General features: G+C 72.7%; 18 protein-coding genes. 10 read left to right on the top strand and 8 right to left on the bottom strand.

Features of this window, described 5'->3' with window-relative positions; all coding sequences use genetic code 11:
- Window position 1 precedes the first annotated feature (1 nt).
- Window positions 2-1,156: an acyl-CoA dehydrogenase family protein gene (locus BMX74_RS38105; protein ID WP_055510294.1), complete on the bottom strand. Its 1,155-nt coding sequence runs from the start codon at window positions 1,154-1,156 to the stop codon at window positions 2-4.
- Between the two features lie 105 nt (window positions 1,157-1,261).
- Between BMX74_RS38105 and BMX74_RS38100 the strand changes: the two genes are divergently transcribed.
- Window positions 1,262-1,873 carry a TetR/AcrR family transcriptional regulator gene (locus BMX74_RS38100; RefSeq protein ID WP_055510485.1) on the top strand — a complete coding sequence of 204 codons (612 nt, stop codon included), beginning with the start codon at window positions 1,262-1,264 and terminating at the stop codon, window positions 1,871-1,873.
- On the opposite strand, the gene BMX74_RS38095 is transcribed toward BMX74_RS38100, so the two are convergent.
- Both BMX74_RS38095 and BMX74_RS38090 read right to left on the bottom strand, forming a co-directional pair.
- Entirely contained in the window at window positions 1,851-2,684 is an 834-nt protein-coding gene (locus BMX74_RS38095) for a MaoC/PaaZ C-terminal domain-containing protein (RefSeq protein ID WP_091105316.1), read from the bottom strand. The genes BMX74_RS38100 and BMX74_RS38095 overlap by 23 nt on opposite strands.
- A 1-nt stretch (window position 2,685) precedes the next feature.
- Window positions 2,686-3,585, bottom strand: a complete 900-nt coding sequence (locus BMX74_RS38090) for an SDR family oxidoreductase (RefSeq protein WP_055510298.1) — start codon at window positions 3,583-3,585, stop codon at window positions 2,686-2,688.
- Window positions 3,586-3,712: 127 nt separating this feature from the next.
- Between BMX74_RS38090 and BMX74_RS38085 the strand changes: the two genes are divergently transcribed.
- From BMX74_RS38085 to BMX74_RS38075, 3 genes are read left to right on the top strand one after another with little or no spacing between them, the layout of a single operon-like run.
- A complete protein-coding gene (locus BMX74_RS38085; protein ID WP_256257529.1) occupies window positions 3,713-5,092 on the top strand; it encodes an MFS transporter in 1,380 nt (459 codons plus the stop codon).
- 38 nt (window positions 5,093-5,130) lie between these two features.
- On the top strand, window positions 5,131-5,535 hold the full coding sequence (locus BMX74_RS38080) for an acyl-CoA thioesterase (protein ID WP_055510302.1): 405 nt from the start codon (window positions 5,131-5,133) through the stop codon (window positions 5,533-5,535).
- Complete coding sequence (locus BMX74_RS38075) at window positions 5,532-6,833, top strand: MFS transporter (RefSeq protein WP_055510304.1); 1,302 nt, start codon at window positions 5,532-5,534, stop codon at window positions 6,831-6,833. The genes BMX74_RS38080 and BMX74_RS38075 overlap by 4 nt, the downstream gene beginning before the upstream one ends.
- On the opposite strand, the gene BMX74_RS38070 is transcribed toward BMX74_RS38075, so the two are convergent.
- The 4 genes from BMX74_RS38070 to BMX74_RS38055 all read right to left on the bottom strand — a co-directional run bounded on the left by BMX74_RS38070 (window position 6,828) and on the right by BMX74_RS38055 (window position 10,504).
- Complete coding sequence (locus BMX74_RS38070; RefSeq protein WP_091105313.1) at window positions 6,828-8,336, bottom strand: glycoside hydrolase family 13 protein; 1,509 nt, start codon at window positions 8,334-8,336, stop codon at window positions 6,828-6,830. The two genes, BMX74_RS38075 and BMX74_RS38070, sit on opposite strands and share 6 nt — an antisense overlap.
- Window positions 8,337-8,352: 16 nt before the next feature.
- The gene (locus tag BMX74_RS38065; RefSeq protein WP_055510487.1) at window positions 8,353-8,733 is read right to left on the bottom strand and encodes a globin; all 381 of its coding nucleotides are present in this window, start codon (window positions 8,731-8,733) and stop codon (window positions 8,353-8,355) included.
- 9 nt (window positions 8,734-8,742) lie between these two features.
- Complete coding sequence (locus BMX74_RS38060) at window positions 8,743-9,696, bottom strand: mechanosensitive ion channel family protein (RefSeq protein WP_236715186.1); 954 nt, start codon at window positions 9,694-9,696, stop codon at window positions 8,743-8,745.
- Window positions 9,697-10,219: 523 nt separating this feature from the next.
- Entirely contained in the window at window positions 10,220-10,504 is a 285-nt protein-coding gene (locus BMX74_RS38055; RefSeq protein ID WP_055510312.1) for a hypothetical protein, read from the bottom strand.
- 452 nt (window positions 10,505-10,956) lie between these two features.
- On the opposite strand from BMX74_RS38055, the gene BMX74_RS38050 reads away from it, so the two are divergent.
- The 4 genes from BMX74_RS38050 (at window position 10,957) to BMX74_RS38035 (ending at window position 15,963) form a co-directional block, all read left to right on the top strand.
- The gene (locus BMX74_RS38050) at window positions 10,957-12,345 is read left to right on the top strand and encodes an NsdA family TPR-like regulatory protein (protein ID WP_236715187.1); all 1,389 of its coding nucleotides are present in this window, start codon (window positions 10,957-10,959) and stop codon (window positions 12,343-12,345) included.
- Window positions 12,342-12,830 (top strand): GNAT family N-acetyltransferase, encoded by a 489-nt coding sequence (locus BMX74_RS38045; RefSeq protein ID WP_055510315.1) that lies wholly within the window; start codon window positions 12,342-12,344, stop codon window positions 12,828-12,830. Before BMX74_RS38050 ends, BMX74_RS38045 begins: the two co-directional genes overlap by 4 nt.
- A 492-nt stretch (window positions 12,831-13,322) precedes the next feature.
- Window positions 13,323-14,696, top strand: coding sequence for a DMT family transporter (locus tag BMX74_RS38040; RefSeq protein ID WP_091105311.1), 1,374 nt, complete (start codon window positions 13,323-13,325; stop codon window positions 14,694-14,696).
- A gap of 115 nt (window positions 14,697-14,811) precedes the next feature.
- The gene (locus tag BMX74_RS38035; RefSeq protein WP_091105309.1) at window positions 14,812-15,963 is read left to right on the top strand and encodes a pyridoxal phosphate-dependent aminotransferase; all 1,152 of its coding nucleotides are present in this window, start codon (window positions 14,812-14,814) and stop codon (window positions 15,961-15,963) included.
- Between the two features lie 97 nt (window positions 15,964-16,060).
- Here BMX74_RS38035 and BMX74_RS38030 read toward each other — a convergent pair whose 3' ends face one another.
- A complete protein-coding gene (locus BMX74_RS38030) occupies window positions 16,061-16,993 on the bottom strand; it encodes a zinc-binding dehydrogenase (protein ID WP_091105307.1) in 933 nt (310 codons plus the stop codon).
- Between the two features lie 93 nt (window positions 16,994-17,086).
- Here BMX74_RS38030 and BMX74_RS38025 point away from each other — a divergent pair, with 93 nt between their 5' ends.
- Entirely contained in the window at window positions 17,087-17,713 is a 627-nt protein-coding gene (locus tag BMX74_RS38025; protein ID WP_218154185.1) for a TetR/AcrR family transcriptional regulator, read from the top strand.
- A gap of 16 nt (window positions 17,714-17,729) precedes the next feature.
- On the top strand, window positions 17,730-18,527 hold the full coding sequence (locus BMX74_RS44590; RefSeq protein WP_091105305.1) for a hypothetical protein: 798 nt from the start codon (window positions 17,730-17,732) through the stop codon (window positions 18,525-18,527).
- Window positions 18,528-18,557: the final 30 nt, after the last annotated feature.

Raw genomic sequence — 18,557 nt, 5'->3', positions numbered from 1 at the left:
CTCACTCACCGATCAGCCCCAGCCGCTCGTGCCCCTTGATGAGGTTGCGGGCGATGGTGCGGCGCTGGATCTCGTCGGTGCCCTCGAAGATGCGCAGCAGCCGCAGTTCCCTGTACCAGCGCTCGATGGGCAGCTCCTTGGTGTAGCCCATGCCGCCGTGGATCTGCAGCACCCGGTCCACGACCCGGTTGGCCATGACGGCTCCGTTCAGCTTGGCGATGGAGGAGGCGTGCCGGGCGTCCATGCCCTCCTGCACGCGCCAGGCGGCGTACAGGGTGAGCCACTTGGCGGACTCGATCTCGACCTGGGAGTCGGCGATCATCCACTGGATGGCCTGGTACTCGGAGATCGTCCGGCCCATGGACTTGCGGATCCTCGAGTAGTCGATGGCCATCTGGAGCAGCCGCTCGGCGGAGCCGATGGCCCGCGCCGGGATCATGTAGCGGCCCTGGCCGATCCACTGCATGGCCAGCTCGAAGCCCTTGCCCAGCTCGCCGAGGACGTTCTCCTCGGGCACGCGGACGTCCTGGAAGACGAGCGAGGCGGGCCCCCACTCGCCCATCGTGGGGATGGGCTCCGACGTCCATCCCATGTCCCTGTCCACCAGGAAGCAGGTCACACCATGGCCTTCTGCCACGGCGAAGACCATGACGAAGTCGGCCTCGCTTCCGCCGGTGATGAAGGTCTTCTCGCCGTTGATGATCCACTCGGCGCCGTCCCTGACGGCCTTGGTGCGGATGTTGCGCGCGTCGGAGCCGGCGCCGGGCTCGGTGATGGCGAAGCAGGAGCGGCGCTCGCCCTCGATGGTGGGGATGAGGTAGCGGCGTTTCTGCTCGTCGGTGCCGGCGTAGAGGATGTTGTCGGCGCTGCCCCCGAACGTGAACGGCACGAACGTGCGGCCCATCTCCATCGCGATGATGGCCGACATGACGGGGCCGAGGGCGGCGCCGCCGTACTCCTCGGGCGTGTTGATGCCCCAGAAGCCCATCTTCCTGGCCTTGTCCCGCAGTTCGCGCTGGATCTCGGGGGCGAGCGCCGGGCGGCCCTCGCGCTCGTTGCGCAGCACCTCGGGCTCCAGCGGCATGATCTCCTTCTCGATGAAGGACCGCACGGTGTCGCGGATCTGCCGTTCCTCGGGCGTGAGCGAGAAGTCCACAGCCGCCTCCCCATTTTTAGAATCGTTCTCTAGTACTAGATTCTAGCCGCTCTGCCAGGGTGTCAAGAATAAGATTCTAGAATTTGGCGCGTTACGATGGACGGCATGGCGCGCAAGTCCTCCTGGGAGTGGAGCCGTACGGCCCAGACCCGCAGAAGCATGCTCCAGGCCGCCCGCGAGGTCTTCAGCGAGCACGGGTTCGCCGAGGCGAACGTGGCCGACGTCGTGGCCCGCGCCGGCTCCAGCGTCGGCAGCCTCTACCACCACTTCGGCGGCAAGACCGAGCTGTTCCTCGCCCTGTACGAGGACCACCAGGCCGCCCACGAGCAGGCCGCCGCCTCCAGCGTGTCCGCCGCGAAGAAGGCGGGGATCACCGACCCGGTCGAGCTGCTCATCGCCGGGGCCCGCGCCTACCTCGCGGGGGCCTGGGAGCGGCGCGACCTGGTCAGGCTGTTCATCGACGGCGACGGCCCGCCCGGCTTCGAGCTGATCCGCCGCACCCGGGGCAGGGAGTGGGTGCGGCAGAACGCCGTGCTCCTCGGCGCGGGCGGCGACCCGCTCGACCGGTTCACCGTGGCCGTGCTGACCAGCATCATCGGCGAGGCCGCCCGCGAGGTCGCCACCTCCGACACCGAGGAGGAGGCGAAGGAGGTCATCGAGGCGGCGATGACGATCATCCGCCGCCTCGACCCGCTCAAGGTGCTGGACGAGGGCTGATCACCGCCCTGCCCCTGTCGATCACCACGGTCCCGTCGTCCTTCGCGGTACGGAACAGCACATCCGAGCCGTCCACCCAGATCGACACCGTCAGCGCATCGCCCGGGAAGACCGGGCTGGTGAACCGGCCCGACATCGCGCGGAAGCGGGCCGGGTCCGACCCCGCCACGGCGTGCAGCAGCGCCCGCCCCGTCACCCCGTACGTGCACAGGCCGTGCAGGATCGGCCGGGGGAACCCGGCCCTGGCGGCGAACTCCGGGTCGCTGTGCAGCGGGTTGTGGTCGCCCGACAGCCGGTAGACGAGCGCCTGGTCCTCACGGGTGGCGTAGGTGACCTTGTGGTCGGGCGCCCGGTCCGGCGGCTCCCAGGTGCCACGCGGGCCGCGCTCGCCGCCGAACCCGCCCTCGCCCCTGATGAAGACCGCGCTGCGGCTGGACACGACCGGCTCGCCCGTCTCGGGATCGACCGCCGTGGCCCGCGTCGTCACCAGCGCGCCCGACCCCTTGTCGTGGATGCCGGTGACCTTCGTGGTCGTGCGCACCCGGCCCGCCGGCGGCAGTTCCCCGTACAGCTCGAACGCCTGCTCGGCGTGGACGAGCATCGCCGGGTCGAAGTCGCCGAGCCGCCTGCCCGGCGCCTGCGCCGCGAGCACCGCGAACGTCGGCAGCACCCGCTGCCCCTTCTCCGTGGCGAACTCCAGCTCGCCCGTGCCGCACCCGACGCCGAGCGCGTACAGCATGGTGTCCCTGGCCGTCCAGGAGCGCTCGTACGGCTCGCTCTCCACTCCGACCAGGCCGTGGTCGAGCGCCATGTCAGCCCTCCCGCCCGGGGATCGTGCCGTTGGTGAGCGCGTTCTGCGCGGCCTTCTCGACCAGGCCGGGGATGACCGCGCCCAGCTCGGACGGGTCCCAGCGGCCGCCCTTGTCCACGCCGGGCCCGGCGTGCCAGCCCTCGGCGACGCTGATCGCGCCGCCGCGCGCGTTGAACACCCTCCCGGTGACGCCCCTCGCTTCGCGGCTGGCCAGCCAGACGACGAGCGGGGCGATGTCGTCGGGGTCGGCGCCCTTGACGCCCGCCGGGATGAGGTTCTCCGTCATGCGGGTGAGCGCGGCCGGGGCGACGGCGTTCACGGTCACGCCGTACCGTTCGAGCTCCTTGGCGGCGATGATCGTCAGCGCCGCGATGCCGGCCTTGGCGGCGCCGTAGTTGGCCTGGCCGGGGTTGCCGTAGATGCCGGACGACGAGGTCGTGTTGATGACGCGGGCGTCCACGGGCTCGCCCGCCTTGGCCTTGGCCCGCCAGTAGGAGGCGGCGTGGCGCAGCGGCGCGAACGTGCCGCGCAGGTGCACCCTGATCACCGCGTCCCACTCGTCGGGACTCATGTTGACCAGCATCCGGTCGCGCAGGATGCCGGCGTTGTTGACGAGCACGTGCAGGTCGCCGAAGCGGTCGATCGCCGCCCGTACGAGCCGGGCGGCCCCCTCGAAGTCCGACACGTCCTCGCCGTTGACGACGGCTTCGCCGCCCATGGCCTCGATCTCCGCGACCACCCGCGCGGCGGCGTCGGACGAGCCCGTGCCGTCCACCTCCGCGCCGAGGTCGTTGACCACCACCTTCGCGCCCTGCCTGGCGAACTCCAGGGCGTGGCCCCGTCCGATGCCCCTGGCCGCGCCCGTGACGATCACCACGCGGCCCTCGACGATCCCGCTCATCCGACACCTCGATCCTTGACGGCTGACGATGAGAACTAAATTCTAGTATCAAAATCTAGAAAGGACAGGGCCTTTGCCGGCGACGACCACCACCCCCGTCGGACACGCCTGGCGAACACTGTCGGTCGTGAGCCTGGCCAGCGTGCTGACCGGCCTCGGCGGCAGCGCCGTCAACGTCGCGCTCCCCGACATCGCCCGCGGCACCGGCGCCGACCCCACCGCCGCCGAATGGATCCTGCTCGGCTTCCAGCTCACCACCACCGTCCTCATGCTGGTGCTCGGCAGGCTCGCCGACGTCTTCGGCCGGCGCGCCATGTACCTGGCCGGGCTCGCCACCTACACCGCCGCCGCCCTCCTGTCCGGGTTCGCCCCCGACGCCTGGACCGTCGTCGCCCTGCGGGCCGTCCAGGCCGCCGGGGCCGCCATGCTCCTCACCAACAGCGCCGCCCTCGTCACCGACGCCTTCCCCCGCTCCCGCCTCGGCGAGGGCATGGGCGTGTACGTCGCCTCGTTCTCCATCGCCGGGCTCATCGGCCCCACCCTCGGCGGCGTGCTCGCCGACCACCTGGGCTGGCGCTGGGTCTTCTGGTTCAACGTGCCGATCGGGCTGGCCTGCCTCGCCTGGGGCGCCGCCGTGCTGCGCGCCGCCCCGCCCCCGGGCCGCGACCGCGGCCTCGACCTGCCGGGAAGCCTGCTCGCGCTGGTCAGCCTGGGCGGGCTGCTGCTCGCCCTGTCGGAGGTCACCAGGCTCGGCTGGAGCCACCCCGTCGTCCCGGCCGGCCTGGCCTGCTTCGCCGTCGGGCTGCCGCTCTTCCTCGCCTGGGAGTCCCGCGCCGCCCACCCCGTCGTCGACCTGAGCCTGTTCCGCGACCCCGCCTTCTCCTTCGGCACGCTCGCCTCCCTGCTCAACGCCGTCGCCCGCATGGGCATGGTCTTCCTCGTCGCGCTCTACTTCCAGGCCGTGCGCGGCGACGACGCCGTCGCGGCGGGCGCCAAGGTGCTCCCGCTCGCCGTGGCCGCCATGACCGCCTCCGTGGCCTCCGGCTTCCTCCAGCGCCGCCTCACCCCGCGCGCCCTCGCCGCCTCCGGCGCCGCCGCCACCACCTGCGGCCTGCTCGTGCTGCTCCTCACCATCGCCCCCGACACCCCGTACGCGCTGATCACCACGGGCACCGTGCTCATCGGGCTCGGCTCCGGCGTGTTCCTGCCGTCCAACACCACCGAACTGCTGCACGGCCTGCCCTCGCACCGGCTCGGCGTCGTCAACGCCATGCGGCTCATGCTCCAGAACACCGGCGTCGTCGTCGGCACCGCGCTCTCCCTGTCGGTCATCACGGCGCCGCTGCCCGCCGCGCTGCACGGCCAGGTGTACGCCGGCACGCTCGCCCACGTCTCCGCCGACGCCGTCGCGCTGCTCGTCACCGGCTACCGCTGGGCGTTCGCCTGCATGGCGGCCGTCTCCGCCCTCACCGTGCTGGCCTGCCTGGCCCGCCGCAGGACCGATTGAGCGGGACCGGTACCGTTGCCCTCGTGGTTGAACCGTCAATGGCCCCGAGGCACGTCTTCCCCCGCATGGTGAGGTTCGCCGACGTCGACTCCCAGGGGCACGTGAACAACGTCCGCTTCCTCGACTACCTGGAGGACGCGCGGTTCGCCATGTTCGCGATCGAGCCGCACCAGGCCGGCCAGGCGCCGTTCCAGGGGCTCGTCGTCGCCCGGCACGAGATCGACTACCGCCGCCCGCTCGGCTTCCGCCCCGACCCGGTGCGGGTCGAGACGTGGGTGACCGAGGTCAGGCCCGTCCGCTTCACCCTGCAGTACGAGATCCGCGACGACGAGGAGCTGTACGTCACCGCCCGCTCCCTGATCGTCGCCTACGACGTCGAGCGCGCCGCGCCGCGCCGGCTCACCGAGGACGAGCTCGCCTGCCTCAAGCGCTTCACCGGGTGAGCCAGGACGGCCCGCGTCCACAGGGCCGGCGCGCCAGGCGCTGGCTCATGCTCGCGCTCGGCGTCAACGCCCACACCAGCGTGACGCTCGGCCTGTTCGGCCTGCCCCTCGTCATGCCCGACATCGAGCGGCACTTCGGGGTGTCGCTGCCCGTGGCGGGCGTCATCGCCAACGCCCCCGGGCTCGGCGTCATGGCCGCGCTCGTGCTGTGGGGCGCGCTGGCCGACCGGCACGGCGAGCGGCTCGTCCTCGGCGTGGGCGTCGGCCTGGCCGCGCTGCTGCTCGGCGCCGTCGCCCTGGCCACCCCGGTGTGGGCGGTGATCGCGCTGCTCGCCCTCGCCGGCGCGGCGGGCTCCGCGGCCATGGTGGGCGGCGGGCGCATCGTGCTGCGCTGGTTCGACCCGCCCGAGCGCGGCGTCGCCATGGGGCTGCGGCAGGTGTCGTACACGCTCGGCATGGCGGCCGGCGCGTTCGTCCTGCCGCCCGTCGCGCGGGCGCACGGGCTTCCCGGCGTGCTCGCCGTCTGCGCCGCCGCGGCGCTCGTCGCGGCCGTGCTGGCCGCGGCGTTCCTCGGCGAGCCGCCCCGCGCCGTCGCGGCGCCCGGCGCCGGCGCGGGCGGCTCGCCGTACCGGCAGGCCACGCTGTGGCGGGTGCACGCCACGAGCGCCCTGCACACCGTGCCGCAGATCGTGCTCAGCACGTACGGCGTCACCTGCCTGGTGCGCCTGTACGGCTGGGACGGCGTGGACGCCGGGCGGCTGTTCGGCGCGGCGGCCATCGGCGGCGCGGTGGTGCGCGTCGCGGCCGGGCGCTGGTCCGACAGGACCGGCCTGCGCATGCGCCCGCTGCTGCTCCTCACCCTGGTCTCCATGGCCGTGCTGGCACTCCTCGTGGCCGGGACGTTCACGGCGTCGCCGCTCGGCCCGGCCGCGCTCGCCGCCGCCGCGGTGATCACGGTGGCCGGCAACGGTCTCGCCTACCTCGCGGCCGGCGAGCTGGCCGGGCCCGGCTGGGCGGGCCGCGTCCTCGGCACGCACAACACCCTGCAGAACCTCGTGGCGTTCGCCGTGACGCCGGTGGCCGGCGTCCTCATCACCGGCAGCGGCTTCTGGGGGGCGTTCGCCGCGGGGCTCGCCTGCGCCGCCCTGTCGCTGCCGGTCATCCCCGTCCGCGGCGAGCGCCGCGCGGGGCCCGCCGCAGGCGAGGACGGGCGCGCCGGCGAGGACGGCGACGCCGGGAAGGACGGGGACGCGGGGAAGGACGGGGACGCGGGGGAGGAGACGGGCGCGCGGCTATGAGCCGAGGCGCAGCCACGCCGCCGTGTCGGGCGGCAGCAGCCCGTCCGGCAGCGGGCCGCTCGCGAGCAGGACGTCGTCGTGCTCGGGGAGCTTGACGGGCTCCAGCCCGCAGTTGATCACGCAGGTCAGCGGCCCGCGGGTGAAGAAAAGTGCACCCTCGGGGGAATCCAGCCACTCTAAGGTGTAAGGAATTGATCTGACCAGGTCACGGCGGCAGGCGAGGGCCCGGCGGTAGAACTCCAGCGTCGACGCGACGTCGCCGTCCTGGCGCTCCACGCTCAGCTCCGCGAACTCCGCCGGCTGCGGCAGCCACGGCCGCGCCCCGCCCGCCGAGAACCCGAGCGACGGGCCGTCCGCCGACCACGGGATCGGCACCCGGCACCCGTCGCGCCCCGGCAGCTCCCCCTTCGAACGGAAGAAGACGGGGTCCTGCCGCGCCTCGTCCGGCAGGTCGAGCACCTCCGGCAGGCCCAGCTCCTCACCCTGGTACAGGTACGCGGACCCGGGCAGCGCCAGCATCGCCAGCAGCGCCGCCCGCGCCCGCGCCAGGCCCGTGCCCGGGTCGGCGGTGCCGTACCTGGTGCGGTGCCGGACGACGTCGTGGTTCGACAGCACCCACGTCGCGAACGGCACCGTCGCCAGGGTCTCGTCGATGACCTCCTTGAACGCCGTCGGCGACCAGGGCGCCTGCAGCCAGGCGAAGTTGAAGCTCTGGTGCAGCTCGTCGGGGCGCACGTAGCGGGCGAGGTCCTCGGCGCTGTCGGTCCACACCTCGCCCACCGCCATCCGCTCGCCCGGACAGGTGTCGAGCAGCCTGCGCCAGTCGCGGTAGACGTCGTGCACCTCGGGCCGCCCCCAGACGGGGGAGGCCGACGAGAACGACTGGTCCTTGACGTCGGGCAGCCCCTCCTCCTTGAACAGGCCCATCGCGACGTCGACGCGGAAGCCGTCGACGCCGCGGTCGAGCCAGAACCGCAGGACGTCGAGGAACTCCTCGCGCACCTCCGGGTTGCGCCAGTTGAAGTCGGGCTGCTCCGGCGCGAACAGGTGCAGGTACCACTGCCCGTCGGGCACCTGCGTCCAGGCGGGGCCGCCGAAGGTGGACTGCCAGTCGTTCGGGGCGTCGCGGAAGATGTAGCGGTCGCGCCCCTCGCCGCGCAGCGCCGCCTGGAACCAGGGGTGCCGCGACGAGCTGTGGTTGGGGACGAGGTCCACCAGCACCCGCAGCCCGCGCGCGTGCGCGTCGGCGACCAGCGCCTCGAAGTCGGCCAGGGTGCCGAACAGCGGATCGACGTCGCGGTAGTCGGCCACGTCGTACCCGCCGTCGGCCATGGGGGAGGGGTAGAAGGGCGTCAGCCAGACGGCGTCGACGCCCAGCCGCTGGAGGTACGGCAGCCGGTCGCGGACCCCGGCCAGGTCGCCGACGCCGTCTCCTGAGGCGTCGGCGAAGCTGCGGACATAGATCTCGTAGACGACGGCATCACGCCACCAGGGGATATCCATGTGCCCCTGATGCCCGCTATGCCGGAGAGTTCACCATGCTGTGCGCGGCATAGACGAGGTAGTCCCAGAGCCGGGTCTCGTACTCGTCGGGCAGTTCCAGGGAGTCGAGGGCGTCGCGCATGTGCTTCAGCCAGGCGTCGCGCTCGGCCTCGCCGATCACGAACGGCACGTGCCGCATGCGCAGCCGAGGGTGCCCGCGCTGCTCGCTGTACGTCCTCGGGCCGCCCCAGTACTGGATGAGGAAGCCGCGCAGCCGCTCCTCGGCACCCTCCAGGTCGGCGTCGGGGTACATGGGCAGGAGCAACGGGTCGCCGGCGACCCCCTCGTAGAAGCGGTGCACCAGGCGCCGGAAGGTCTCCTCGCCCCCGACGGCGTCGTAGAAGGAGGTCTCAGTCACGGTCACAGCCTACGCGCCGGCGACCATGGAGATGTCCGCGGCGTCCAGGGCGGTCTTGACCCGCAGCCTGAGCTCCCTGGCCACCTCGGCCTGGCGCGACGGCAGCGTCTTGGCGGTGATGCGGAACACCAGCGCGCTGTCGGAGAGCTGCTCCACGCCGAACACCGACGGATGCTCCACGATCATGCTCTCGCGGAACTCGGGGTCGGCCCAGATCTCCTCGGCGACGTGCTCCAGCACCACGCGCACGGTCGTGACGTCGGACTCGTACGGCACGGGCACGTCGAGGTAGGCGCGCGACCAGCCCTGCGACTCGTTGCCGACGCGGGTGATCGTGCCGTTGCGGATGTACCAGACGCGGCCGTCGGCGTCGCGCAGGCGGGTGACCCGCAGCGTGACCGCCTCGACGGTGCCGACGGCGGCGCCGGCGTCGATCACGTCGCCCACGCCGTACTGGTCCTCCAGCAGCATGAACATGCCCGCGATGAAGTCCTTCACCAGTTCCTGCGCGCCGAAGCCGATGGCCACGCCGAGGATGCCGACGCTGGTGAGCAGCGGCGCGATCGGGATGGTCAGGCGGTCGAGCACGGTCAGCGCGGCGGTGCCGAGGATGACGATCGAGGCGATGTGCCGCAGCACCGAGCCCATGGTCTCGGCGCGCTGCTTGCGCCGCTCGTGGAGCAGGACGTCGATGCTGTCGGTCGCGGCGTTCTTGCGGAAGCGGTTGGTGAGCGAGCCGCCGGTGGCCGCGCTGTTGACCACGCGCGTGATCAGCCGGTGCGCGAGGTTCCTGATGACGAACGCCACCACCAGGATGAGCACGATGGTGATGAGGCTCGCCACGATCGGCGCCCAGACCGCGTTGTCGAACCACCTCACGAACATTCCGCACAGCACCGTGTCACTCTGGCACGTCTCCGCCATCTTGGAGCTCACCTTGTCGACGTCCAGCAGGTCCGACATGGGCGGCGTCCCTGACGGGGAAGGCGACGGAGAGGTCAGCAGGAACACTGGGTGGATCCCCCTCGGGAGCGGTTCGGTCGGCGGTCTTTTCGACCAAATGATCTGACTTCGGTCTAAAAATACCGCCGACCGAACCGGCCGCCGTCACATCACGCCGGGGAAGACGGGGTCGCCGCGCCTCTGGGCCGCGGAGGGAGAGGCGCTGACGCTCCGATGACGGACGGCACGGACGGGACGCGCACCCGGAAGCGTGTCCCGTGCCGCTCTCCGGGGGGATCCCCCGGAACACCCGCCGGACGGGCCGGCGGGCGGCTCTGCGCGCGGCGCCCGGGACCGGCGTGACGCGCCTGACCCCGGGTCGCCGCGGAGGATGCCGGAGGTCCGGCTGTGGGCCGGAACCGGCGGGACGGCCAGGGCTCCGCGTCGCGGAAGACCCTCCGCACCGGCCGCCCCGCCGGCTCCATGGGGCCGCGGCGGGGGCGGTGAGCCGCGGTGGCTGCGCTCCACCCGGTTCACCGCCCGGTCACTCGCCCACCGCGGCGAGCACGCGGGCGACCTTCGTCGCGGCGCCGGCCGGGTCGTCGGCTGTGTGCAACCGCTCGCCCCAGGACCAGCAGTACCACCAGTCCGGGAGGTCCGCGGCGGCAGCCGGCCGACAGGTGACGTTCTCGGACAGGCTCGTCGCGTTCGGGTTGATCACCCTGACGAACCGCCGTCCGCTCTGCGTCTGGACCACTCGTGCGAGCAGACCGTGAGCGTCGAGTTCGGCGACGAGACGCTCTAGGTGCCCGATGGTGTCGTCCCCCACCTTTCGTTCCTCCCTCGAGGGTCGGTACTGGTGCGCCAAAGATGACTCATGTCAAGCGAGGACGCAACGACAAGGTAGAGGGTCCGGAGGGTCGCTTGTCCCTCTGTGGTTGTAAGAAACAGTCCTCCGGAGGACGATCCTTATCCGTAGGCTTCTAGCGGACGTTTTCATCCTGTCAAGACTGGTCCATATTCATGGGTAGGCAGACAGCGATCTGGAGGCTACTCTGAGTCACCAGTTGCGGACTGGTCGAGACGTGCGTGAGAGGGGCCGGGATGTCCGGCAGACAGCACCGGGAAACGGAGATGGCACGGCGCATCAGGGCCAGAGGCCTCGCCGCCGGCCGTACTTCGGCCCAGATTGCCGAAGAGATCCATGAGGCGTGCTCGCCTCAGTTCAGCACGACCCGTATCAAGGCCCACCGGCTCGCGCACGGCATAGCGCTCGCCGACGTGATCGAACAGGTCCGGGCCCTGTTCGAGCGCGACTCCAAGCCGGTGCCCGGCATCGGCGAGACGCTGCTCTCGGCGTACGAGAGCGGGCTCAAGCGTCCCGGCCCCGAGTACCTCCACTACCTGTGCACCGTCTACCACGTCGAGCCCGTCGGGCTCGGCTACGACGGCCCGTGCATCTGCGGCAACAGCCACAGGGACGCGGGTGTGCTGGGGCTGCCCGCCGACACGAAGGGGCGCGCCGACCCGATCCCTGACCGCCAGCTGGTGATCAGGCCCATGAGCCCCGAGCCCGACGCCGAGGAGGACGAGAACATCCTCCGCCGCACGCTGCTCGGGATGCTGAAGAAGGAGCCGAACGCCAACGAGCTCAGCGGCCCCCTGATCGGCGCCGTCGAGGGCGTCAGGCGGCGCATGGACGAGACCCTCGTGTCGGCCACGGTGTCGGCGGCGATGCTCGACCAGTGGGAGGAGTCCACCCTCGCCTTCGGCCGTCAGTACACCAGCAGCCCGCCGCTGCGGCTGCTGTGCGACGTGCTGCTGGAGCTGAGCGCGGTGCGCACCGCCATGTCCCGCCGCCAGCCCACCGACCTGCTGGAGCGATTGTGCCGCATGGCCGCCCAGCTCTCGGGGCTGAGCGGGATGATCCTCATCAACTTCGGCGACCACCGGCTGGCGCGCGCGTTCTTCCGCACCGGCCGCATGGCGGCCGACGAGACGGGCGACCGCGCGCTGCGCGCCTGGATCACCGCCCGCGAGTCGCTCGTCCCGCTCTACTACGGCGACGCCCGCGAGGCGCTCATCCTCGCCAAGAAGAGCAGCAACCTGGCCGGCACCACGCCGTGCGCGGCGCAGGCGATGGCGCCCGTCGTCGAGGCGCGCGCCCTGGCCATGATGTCGGGCACCGAGAGCAAGAAGGACATCGTCGACCAGGCCAAGCGCGCCCTGGCCCGCGCCCGCAGCGCCTTCTCCAACCTCAAGAGCCACGACGTCGAGGACATGGCGTTCGGCTACACCGAGCGGCAGCTCTACTTCTACCAGGGCGACGTGCTCACCAAGCTGGGTCAGACGCTGGAGGCCGAGCTGGTGCTCGACAAGGCGCTGGAGAAGTACCAGGACAAGGACCACATCATCGACCAGACACTGATCAGGTTCGACCGGGCGCAGTGCAAGCTGATCGACGGTGAGATCGACGAGGCCCTGGAGATCGCCAGGCAGGCGCTCAAGCTGCTCGACGACGAGTACCGCATCGAACTCGTCATGCGTTCCGCCCGCGACCTGGAGCAGCGCATCGCGGCGCGAGAGCCCAAGAACCCGCGGCTGGCCGCCTTCCGGGCCGAGCTGCACCGGCCGAAGGTGGCGCGATTGGAAGGGAATGGCGGTGCATGAAGCTGAGAATCCGGCGCTACCGCTGGTCTGACCTCGACACGATCCTCGCCCTGCACCGGATCAGCCTCGCCGAGGTGGGTCTGGTGCCGGGCGACGGCGTCTACTACGACGACGACTTCCCCCGCATCCAGGAGCTGTACCTGGCGTGCGGCGGAGACTTCCTCGTCGGCGAGGTCGGGTCGCGGGTGGTCGCCATGGGCGGCCTGCGCCCCATCGACTCGGAGACGGCCGAGATGTGCCGCCTGCGGGTCCACCCCGAGTTCCAGCGGCGCGGCTTCGGGCAGGCCATGCTCGCGGCGCTGGAGGAGCGCGCGGTACGCCTCGGCTTCCGGGCCCTGCGCGGTGACACCACGCTCAACCAGGAGGCCGCCCTGTCGCTGTACGGGCGGCACGGATGGCGTGAGACCTCCCGGAGCCAGGTCGGTCACCTGGTCGTCGTCTATCTCGAGAAGCGGCTGGTGACCGCGCCCATCCTCGAGCACTAGCGGCTCTCGCGCCCCTGATCAAGCAGTAGCAGCCGGAACGCCCGTCCTCGCGCGCCGGTGGCTCCCGGAGCCCGTTCTCGCGGGCCGGCAGCCCCGTGCCCGTCCTCGTGGGCCGGTGGGTTCCCGCGCCTGTCCGGAACGACGGCGGCTCTCGGCGCCGCCCGTCCTCCGGCGCGGGCCGTCCCCGCGCCGCGCGCCCTGGATCTCCCGGCAGCCCTCGCGGGGCTTCGTCACGCAGCGTGACTCTCTCGGGTCTTCTCCCGTCACGCCTACAGCTCGCGTTCACTCCGGCACCCACCGCGAACCGCCCTTTCTTGGCAGAAGTCGCCGATGACTCTAGGGGCGATATGGCGGATATAGCCGATTTAATCCGTGACCGGGGATGGTTGTACGAACCCACGGGTTAGCCCCTTCACTCTGGGTGGTAGAGGAGCATCCCCGCCTAGCTGCCTGTACACCCATGGCTGCGAATAGTAGTGAGATGCTTCCGGCATGGCAGTCGTGCCCGCTCCCCGCCCCCTCCTGGGAGCTGTGCTTCTGTTGTTCGTGAGCGCCGCATGGGGGTCGGCGTTCCCACTCATGAAGGACCTCATGGACCGCATGCCGGTCGAGGACCTCGTCGCCGAGCGCTATCTCATCGCGGCCGTCACGCTCCTGCTGATCCGGCCGCGCTGTCTGCGGGGGCTGCCGCGCGCGACCTGGATCAACGGGGTCGTCCTCGGGGTCATGTTCGGGGTGGGGCAGACGGCGCAGGCCGTGGCCCTGCACGGGCTGCCGTCCGCGGTGTCGGGGTTCGCCGTCGGATGCAGCGTGATCATCACCCCGATCCTGGCGCTGGTGCTGTTCAAGGTGCGCGTGCCCCGCAGGGTGTGGGCGGGCGTCGTGCTGGCCCTGGCCGGGATGGCGGTCTTCACGCTGATGCGGGGGATGGAGGACAGCGACATCGATCCGCTCGCGCTGGGCGTCACGCTCTCGGCCGCCGCGCTGTACTCGGGGCACACCCTGGTGCTCGCCCGGCTGTCCACCCAGGGGCGGAGCTTCCACGCGTACGCGCTGACCGTGATCCAGCTCTTCACCATCGGGGTGCTCACCGGGCTCGTGGCCGCGCACGACGGCATCGTCCTGCCGGCCGGCCTGCCCGACTGGACGATCCTGGCGCACCTGTCCGTCGTGTCGTGCGCGCTCGGCTTCCTCGCCCGCTCGTACGGCCAGGCGCACGTCTCCGCCGTGCCCAGTGCGGTCCTGATGTCGTCGCAGCCGCTGTGGGTCGCCGCCATCGCCGTCATCTGGTTCGACGAGCAGGTGGGCCTGAGCATGCTCGTCGGGGGCGGGCTCATGGCGGCGGCGATGCTGCTGGCCGTGCCCGGCCGGGCGGCGCCGCCGGGCCCCGAGGGCGAACCGGCCCCCGTGGCGGTCCCCGCCTCCGGCGGCGCGCCCGCGGCCTCCGCCTCCGGTGGGGCGCCCGTGGGGGCTTCCGGCTCCGGTGGCGGCCCCGCGCGCGACCCCGAGTTGCTCGCCATCTCCGCCGCGGCCTCCAAGGTGCTGGCCGGGCTGCGGGTCAAGCCCGAGGAGCGGTCCGCCCCCGCCACCGTCGCCCTCCCGTACGTGGTGAGCAGGAGCGCCTGCAGGGACGCCGAGAGCTGCCCCTGGAACGCGCACTCGGTGAAGGGCGGCAGGGAGCCGAGCCTGGAGCGGCTGATCGAGCGGGCCACGCTCATCGTCAGGTCGCGCGGCCTGCCAGGGCCCGGGTGCTGCCAGTCCGTCACGCTGCTCGGCCGCTGCCTGTGCTCGCTGATGGAGGAGGCGGGGCGGCGGGAACAACCACACGGCTCGGTGAGGTCGGGAGGCCCCCGGCCTTACCTCTAGGCAGGGCCCGTGCGGCAGGAGACCGCACGGGCCCTCCGTTTTCGGTCCGGCATCGGGTGCGGCGCGGGACGGCCAGGGAGTAGTGTTCCGTATACGGAACACTTGGAGGTGTGCGATGCGACCCAACTCACGGTTCGCCGACGTCCGGACGTTCGACATCGACGCGGTGGCGGCCGCCGCCGGGGCCGATCCCGACGTGCTGCGCCTGGAGAACCTCGACACCGACGTCCCGCCCCCGCCCGCCGCCGTCGCCGCCACCACGCGGTCCCTGGACGAGGGCACCGGCAACAGCTGGCTGCCGTTCACCGGGCTGCCCGTGCTGTGCGAGGCCGTCGCGGCCGACCTGCGCGAGCGCACCGGCGTCGGCTACGACCCGCTGCGCGAGATCGTCATCACCTCGGGCGGAACCTCGGCCGTCATGCCCGTGCTGCTCGCCACGACCCAGCCCGGAGAGCCCGTCGTCCTCACGGACCCCACGTACGCGGGGCTGCTGCAGCGGGTGCGACTGTCAGGGGCGCGCCCGCACCTCGTGCCGCTGCGCGTCGAGCGCGGCCGCTGGCGGCTCGACCGCGAGGCGCTGGAGCAGGTGCGTTCCGCCGCGGCGCTGCTGCTCATGAGCCCGTCGATGCCGTCGGGCGCGGTGCTCGACCGCGACGACTGGGAGGCCGTGGCCCGCGTGTGCGACCGCACCGGCGCGTACCTGGTCTACGACGCCGCCATGGAGCGGATCGTGTTCGACGGCGAGTCCCACGTCAACCCCTGCCGCGTGGACGGGCTGGCCGGGCGGACGATCGTCATCGGGTCCGTCTCCAAGGAGTACCGCATGATCGGGTGGCGCATCGGCTGGGTCGCCGGGCCCGCGGACGTCATGGCCAGGATCAGGGTGGCGGCCGTCTACAACACGACCGTCGCCGGAGGGTTCCAGCAGCGCGGCGCGGCGGCGGCGCTCACCGACCCGTCCGGGGCGGGCGTCGCCGAGGCGGTGGCCGAGTACCAGGCGCGCCACGACACCGTCGTGCGCCAGCTCGACGGCCTGCCGGTGGTCAGGGCGGCCGGCGGCTGGTCGTGCCTGGTCGACGCCGAGGCCATGGGGCTGGACGCCGCCACGCTGTCGGCCCGCCTGCTGGAGCGCGGCCGGGTCGCCGCCACCCCGATGACGGCCTGGGGCGGGCCCGTCGCCCGCCGCCATGTCCGGCTGGTCTTCAGCAACGAGCCGGTCGAGCGCCTGTCCGACCTCCGCGCCCGCTTCGACGCCGCCCTCTCCTGACACCCCCCGCCGCCGGTCGGCGGGCCCTCTCCTCCCCCCCGCGGGCCCGCCCGGTCGGTGCTCTCTCCTGGCCTGTGGGAGCGTCCGGCAGCTCCCATCAGTGGGCGGGCAGCAGCAAGGTCTTGCCGGTGACGGCGCGGGCCTCCATCGCGGCGTGCGCCTCGGCGGCGGCCTCCAGCGGGTACGCCGCCCCGATCACCGGGCGCAGCCGCCCCGCGGCAGCCTCCGCCAGCGCCTCGCGGGCCAGCTCGCGCAGGTCGGCGTCCGGCCAGGCCACCGCCTTGACACGGGGGGCGGGCGCCATCATGGCGCCGCCCGCCATGCCGTACGCGCTGAGCCTGCCGCCGTCCTTCAGCAGCGACTGCGCGGCTGCGCCGACCTCGCCGCCCACGCCGTCGAACACGACGTCCAGGCCGCCGGTGGCGTCGCGCACCGCGTCCGTCCAGCCGGGGGCGGTGTAGTCCACGACCAGCTCGGCGCCGAGCCCGGCCGCCAGGTCGCGCTTGGCGGAGCTGCTCGCCGCCCCCACCACCCGCGCCCCTGCCGCCACGGCGAGCTGCACGAGGAGGCTGCCCACGCCGCCGCCCGCCGCCTCGACGAGCACCCACTCGCCCGGCCGGGGCGCGGCGGCCCGGGTCAGGCCGACGGCGGTGCGTCCGTCGGCGAGCAGCGCCACCGCCACCTCGGGCGACAGCCCGTCGGGGACGGGGATCAGGTCGCCGGACGCGGCGACCGCCAGCTCGGCGTACCCGCCCGTGCCACCCAGCGTGCTGACCACCAGGGCGCCGGTGAGCGACGTCGGCACCCTCTCACCGACGCTCCTCACGGTGCCCGCCACGCCGTTGCCGAGGACGGCGGGCAGCTCCACGCGGCGGGGCCCGCGGTCGGCCCGTACCTGCGTCTCGACGAAGGTGATGCCGGCCGCCGCCACCTCGATCACCACCTGACCGGGTCCGGCCACCGGGTCGGGCACGTCCTCGGCCACCAGTTCCTCCGGGCCGCCGTACCGGCGCAGCACCACCGCACGCATGAAGAGCTCCTCCGTAAGTCGGAACGAGTTGCTCCGTCTTTCGCGAACCTATAACGGAGCGCAGCGCTCCGCAACGGCGGCTATCCTGCTGCCATGAGCAGGCGCGGCAGGCAGGCGGAGGCGGCGCGGAACGACCTGCTGCTGCTGGAGGCGGCTCGCGAGGTGTTCACGACGCAGGGGTTCGACGCGCCGGTCTCGGCCATCGCCAGGCGCGCCGGCGTGGGCATGGGCAGCCTCTACCGGCGCTACCGCACCAAGGAGGAGCTGCTCCAGCGGCTGTGCCTGCTCGCCATGGAACGCGTCGTCGAGGTGCTGGAGGAGGCCCTGGCGGCACCAGACCCCTGGGAGGGGCTCGCCGGCTACGTGCGTTCCTGCGTGGGCTTCAGATCCGGGGCCCTCGGCCCCGTGGCGGGCACCATCGCCGTCACCGACGAGATGTGGCGCACCTCCAGGACCGCCACCGGGCTGGCCGAACGGCTCGTCGCCCGGGCGCGGGACGCGGGCGCGCTCAGGGACGACGTCACCGCGCTGGACGTCTCGCTGCTCATCGAGCAGTTCAGCCGCCCGGCTCCCGGGCCCGACTCCGACGAGCAGCGGCACGTCAGGCAGCGCCTGCTCGCCATCGCGCTCGACGGCCTGCGCGCCCCCGGCGCCACCCCGCTGCCGGGCCCGGCGCCGTCCGCCACGTGGTACGAGGGGCGCTGGGGAACCCCGCCGTAGGTCTACGGTTGGGGGCGTGGCTTTCAACGAGGTGCTGAAGGGGCTCGACGAGGCGGCGAGCGTCCAGGTGGCGGGCGTCAGGCGCGGCTACGCGGGCCCGCCCGCGCGCACGGTGAGCATGCGGGCCGGGATGACCAGGCTGCGGTGCGCGTCGCTGCTCAAACCGCTGTACGCGTGGGTGAGCGCGGCCCGCGTGGGCGACGCCGGCCGGTGGCGCCGGCACGCCGAGCCGGCCGTCGTCGTCTCCTCCAACACCGACACGCTCAGCCTCTGGCACGCCGTAGGCCCGGGGGTCATCCTGCGTGACCTGCGCGACCGCACCGGGGTCTCCTGGTCGCCCGCCAACGGCGACCCGTCGCGGTTCGGCTCCGTGGAGGTGGCCGCCGACGAGGTGGCGGCGGCGTACGCGGAGCTGGCCCAGGCCGCGCTGGCCGGCGACCCGGCGGCCGAGGCGGTGCTGGGCTGGATGCGCCAGGTGGGGCACGGGCAGGCGGGGGAGGAGCAGGCGTTCGGCGTCAGGGAGGCGCTGGGCGCGCCCGGCGCGGCCGTCAAGTGCGGCTGGTACGGCGCCGCCGACGAGACGTGCCTGCGCACCCACGCCGTGGCCGTGCTGGCCGAGGGCGGCACCCGGGTCGCGGTCGTGGTCGGCATGACGGCGCTGCCGTACACCGGCGAGCGGGAGCGGGCCTCGTACCGTGACAGCGTGAACCGGGGGCTGCCGGTGGAGCAGGAGCACGAGAGGACGGCGGGGCCGGTGCTGCGCGGCCTGATGGCGGCGGCTCTGGCCGAACTGGGAGCAGGGGAGACCGGGTGAGGCCGATCCTCCCTGGTGACGGGCACGAGG

The organism is Nonomuraea pusilla (genome assembly GCF_900109355.1).
Lineage (GTDB): Bacteria > Actinomycetota > Actinomycetes > Streptosporangiales > Streptosporangiaceae > Nonomuraea > Nonomuraea pusilla.
This window is presented reverse-complemented; position numbering and strand designations above follow the sequence as displayed.

What these genes read in the sequence shown, in the direction of transcription:
- BMX74_RS38100 (WP_055510485.1), top strand. Translation starts at nt 1,262, where the DNA reads ATGGCGCGCAAGTCCTCCTGGGAGTGGAGCCGTACGGCCCAGACCCGC.
- BMX74_RS38095 (WP_091105316.1), bottom strand. Translation starts at nt 2,684, where the DNA reads ATGGCGCTCGACCACGGCCTGGTCGGAGTGGAGAGCGAGCCGTACGAG.
- BMX74_RS38090 (WP_055510298.1), bottom strand. Translation starts at nt 3,585, where the DNA reads ATGAGCGGGATCGTCGAGGGCCGCGTGGTGATCGTCACGGGCGCGGCC.
- BMX74_RS38080 (WP_055510302.1), top strand. Translation starts at nt 5,131, where the DNA reads ATGGCCCCGAGGCACGTCTTCCCCCGCATGGTGAGGTTCGCCGACGTC.
- BMX74_RS38070 (WP_091105313.1), bottom strand. Translation starts at nt 8,336, where the DNA reads ATGGATATCCCCTGGTGGCGTGATGCCGTCGTCTACGAGATCTATGTC.
- BMX74_RS38060 (WP_236715186.1), bottom strand. Translation starts at nt 9,696, where the DNA reads ATGTCGGACCTGCTGGACGTCGACAAGGTGAGCTCCAAGATGGCGGAG.
- BMX74_RS38045 (WP_055510315.1), top strand. Translation starts at nt 12,342, where the DNA reads ATGAAGCTGAGAATCCGGCGCTACCGCTGGTCTGACCTCGACACGATC.
- BMX74_RS38040 (WP_091105311.1), top strand. Translation starts at nt 13,323, where the DNA reads ATGGCAGTCGTGCCCGCTCCCCGCCCCCTCCTGGGAGCTGTGCTTCTG.
- BMX74_RS38035 (WP_091105309.1), top strand. Translation starts at nt 14,812, where the DNA reads ATGCGACCCAACTCACGGTTCGCCGACGTCCGGACGTTCGACATCGAC.
- BMX74_RS38030 (WP_091105307.1), bottom strand. Translation starts at nt 16,993, where the DNA reads ATGCGTGCGGTGGTGCTGCGCCGGTACGGCGGCCCGGAGGAACTGGTG.
- BMX74_RS38025 (WP_218154185.1), top strand. Translation starts at nt 17,087, where the DNA reads ATGAGCAGGCGCGGCAGGCAGGCGGAGGCGGCGCGGAACGACCTGCTG.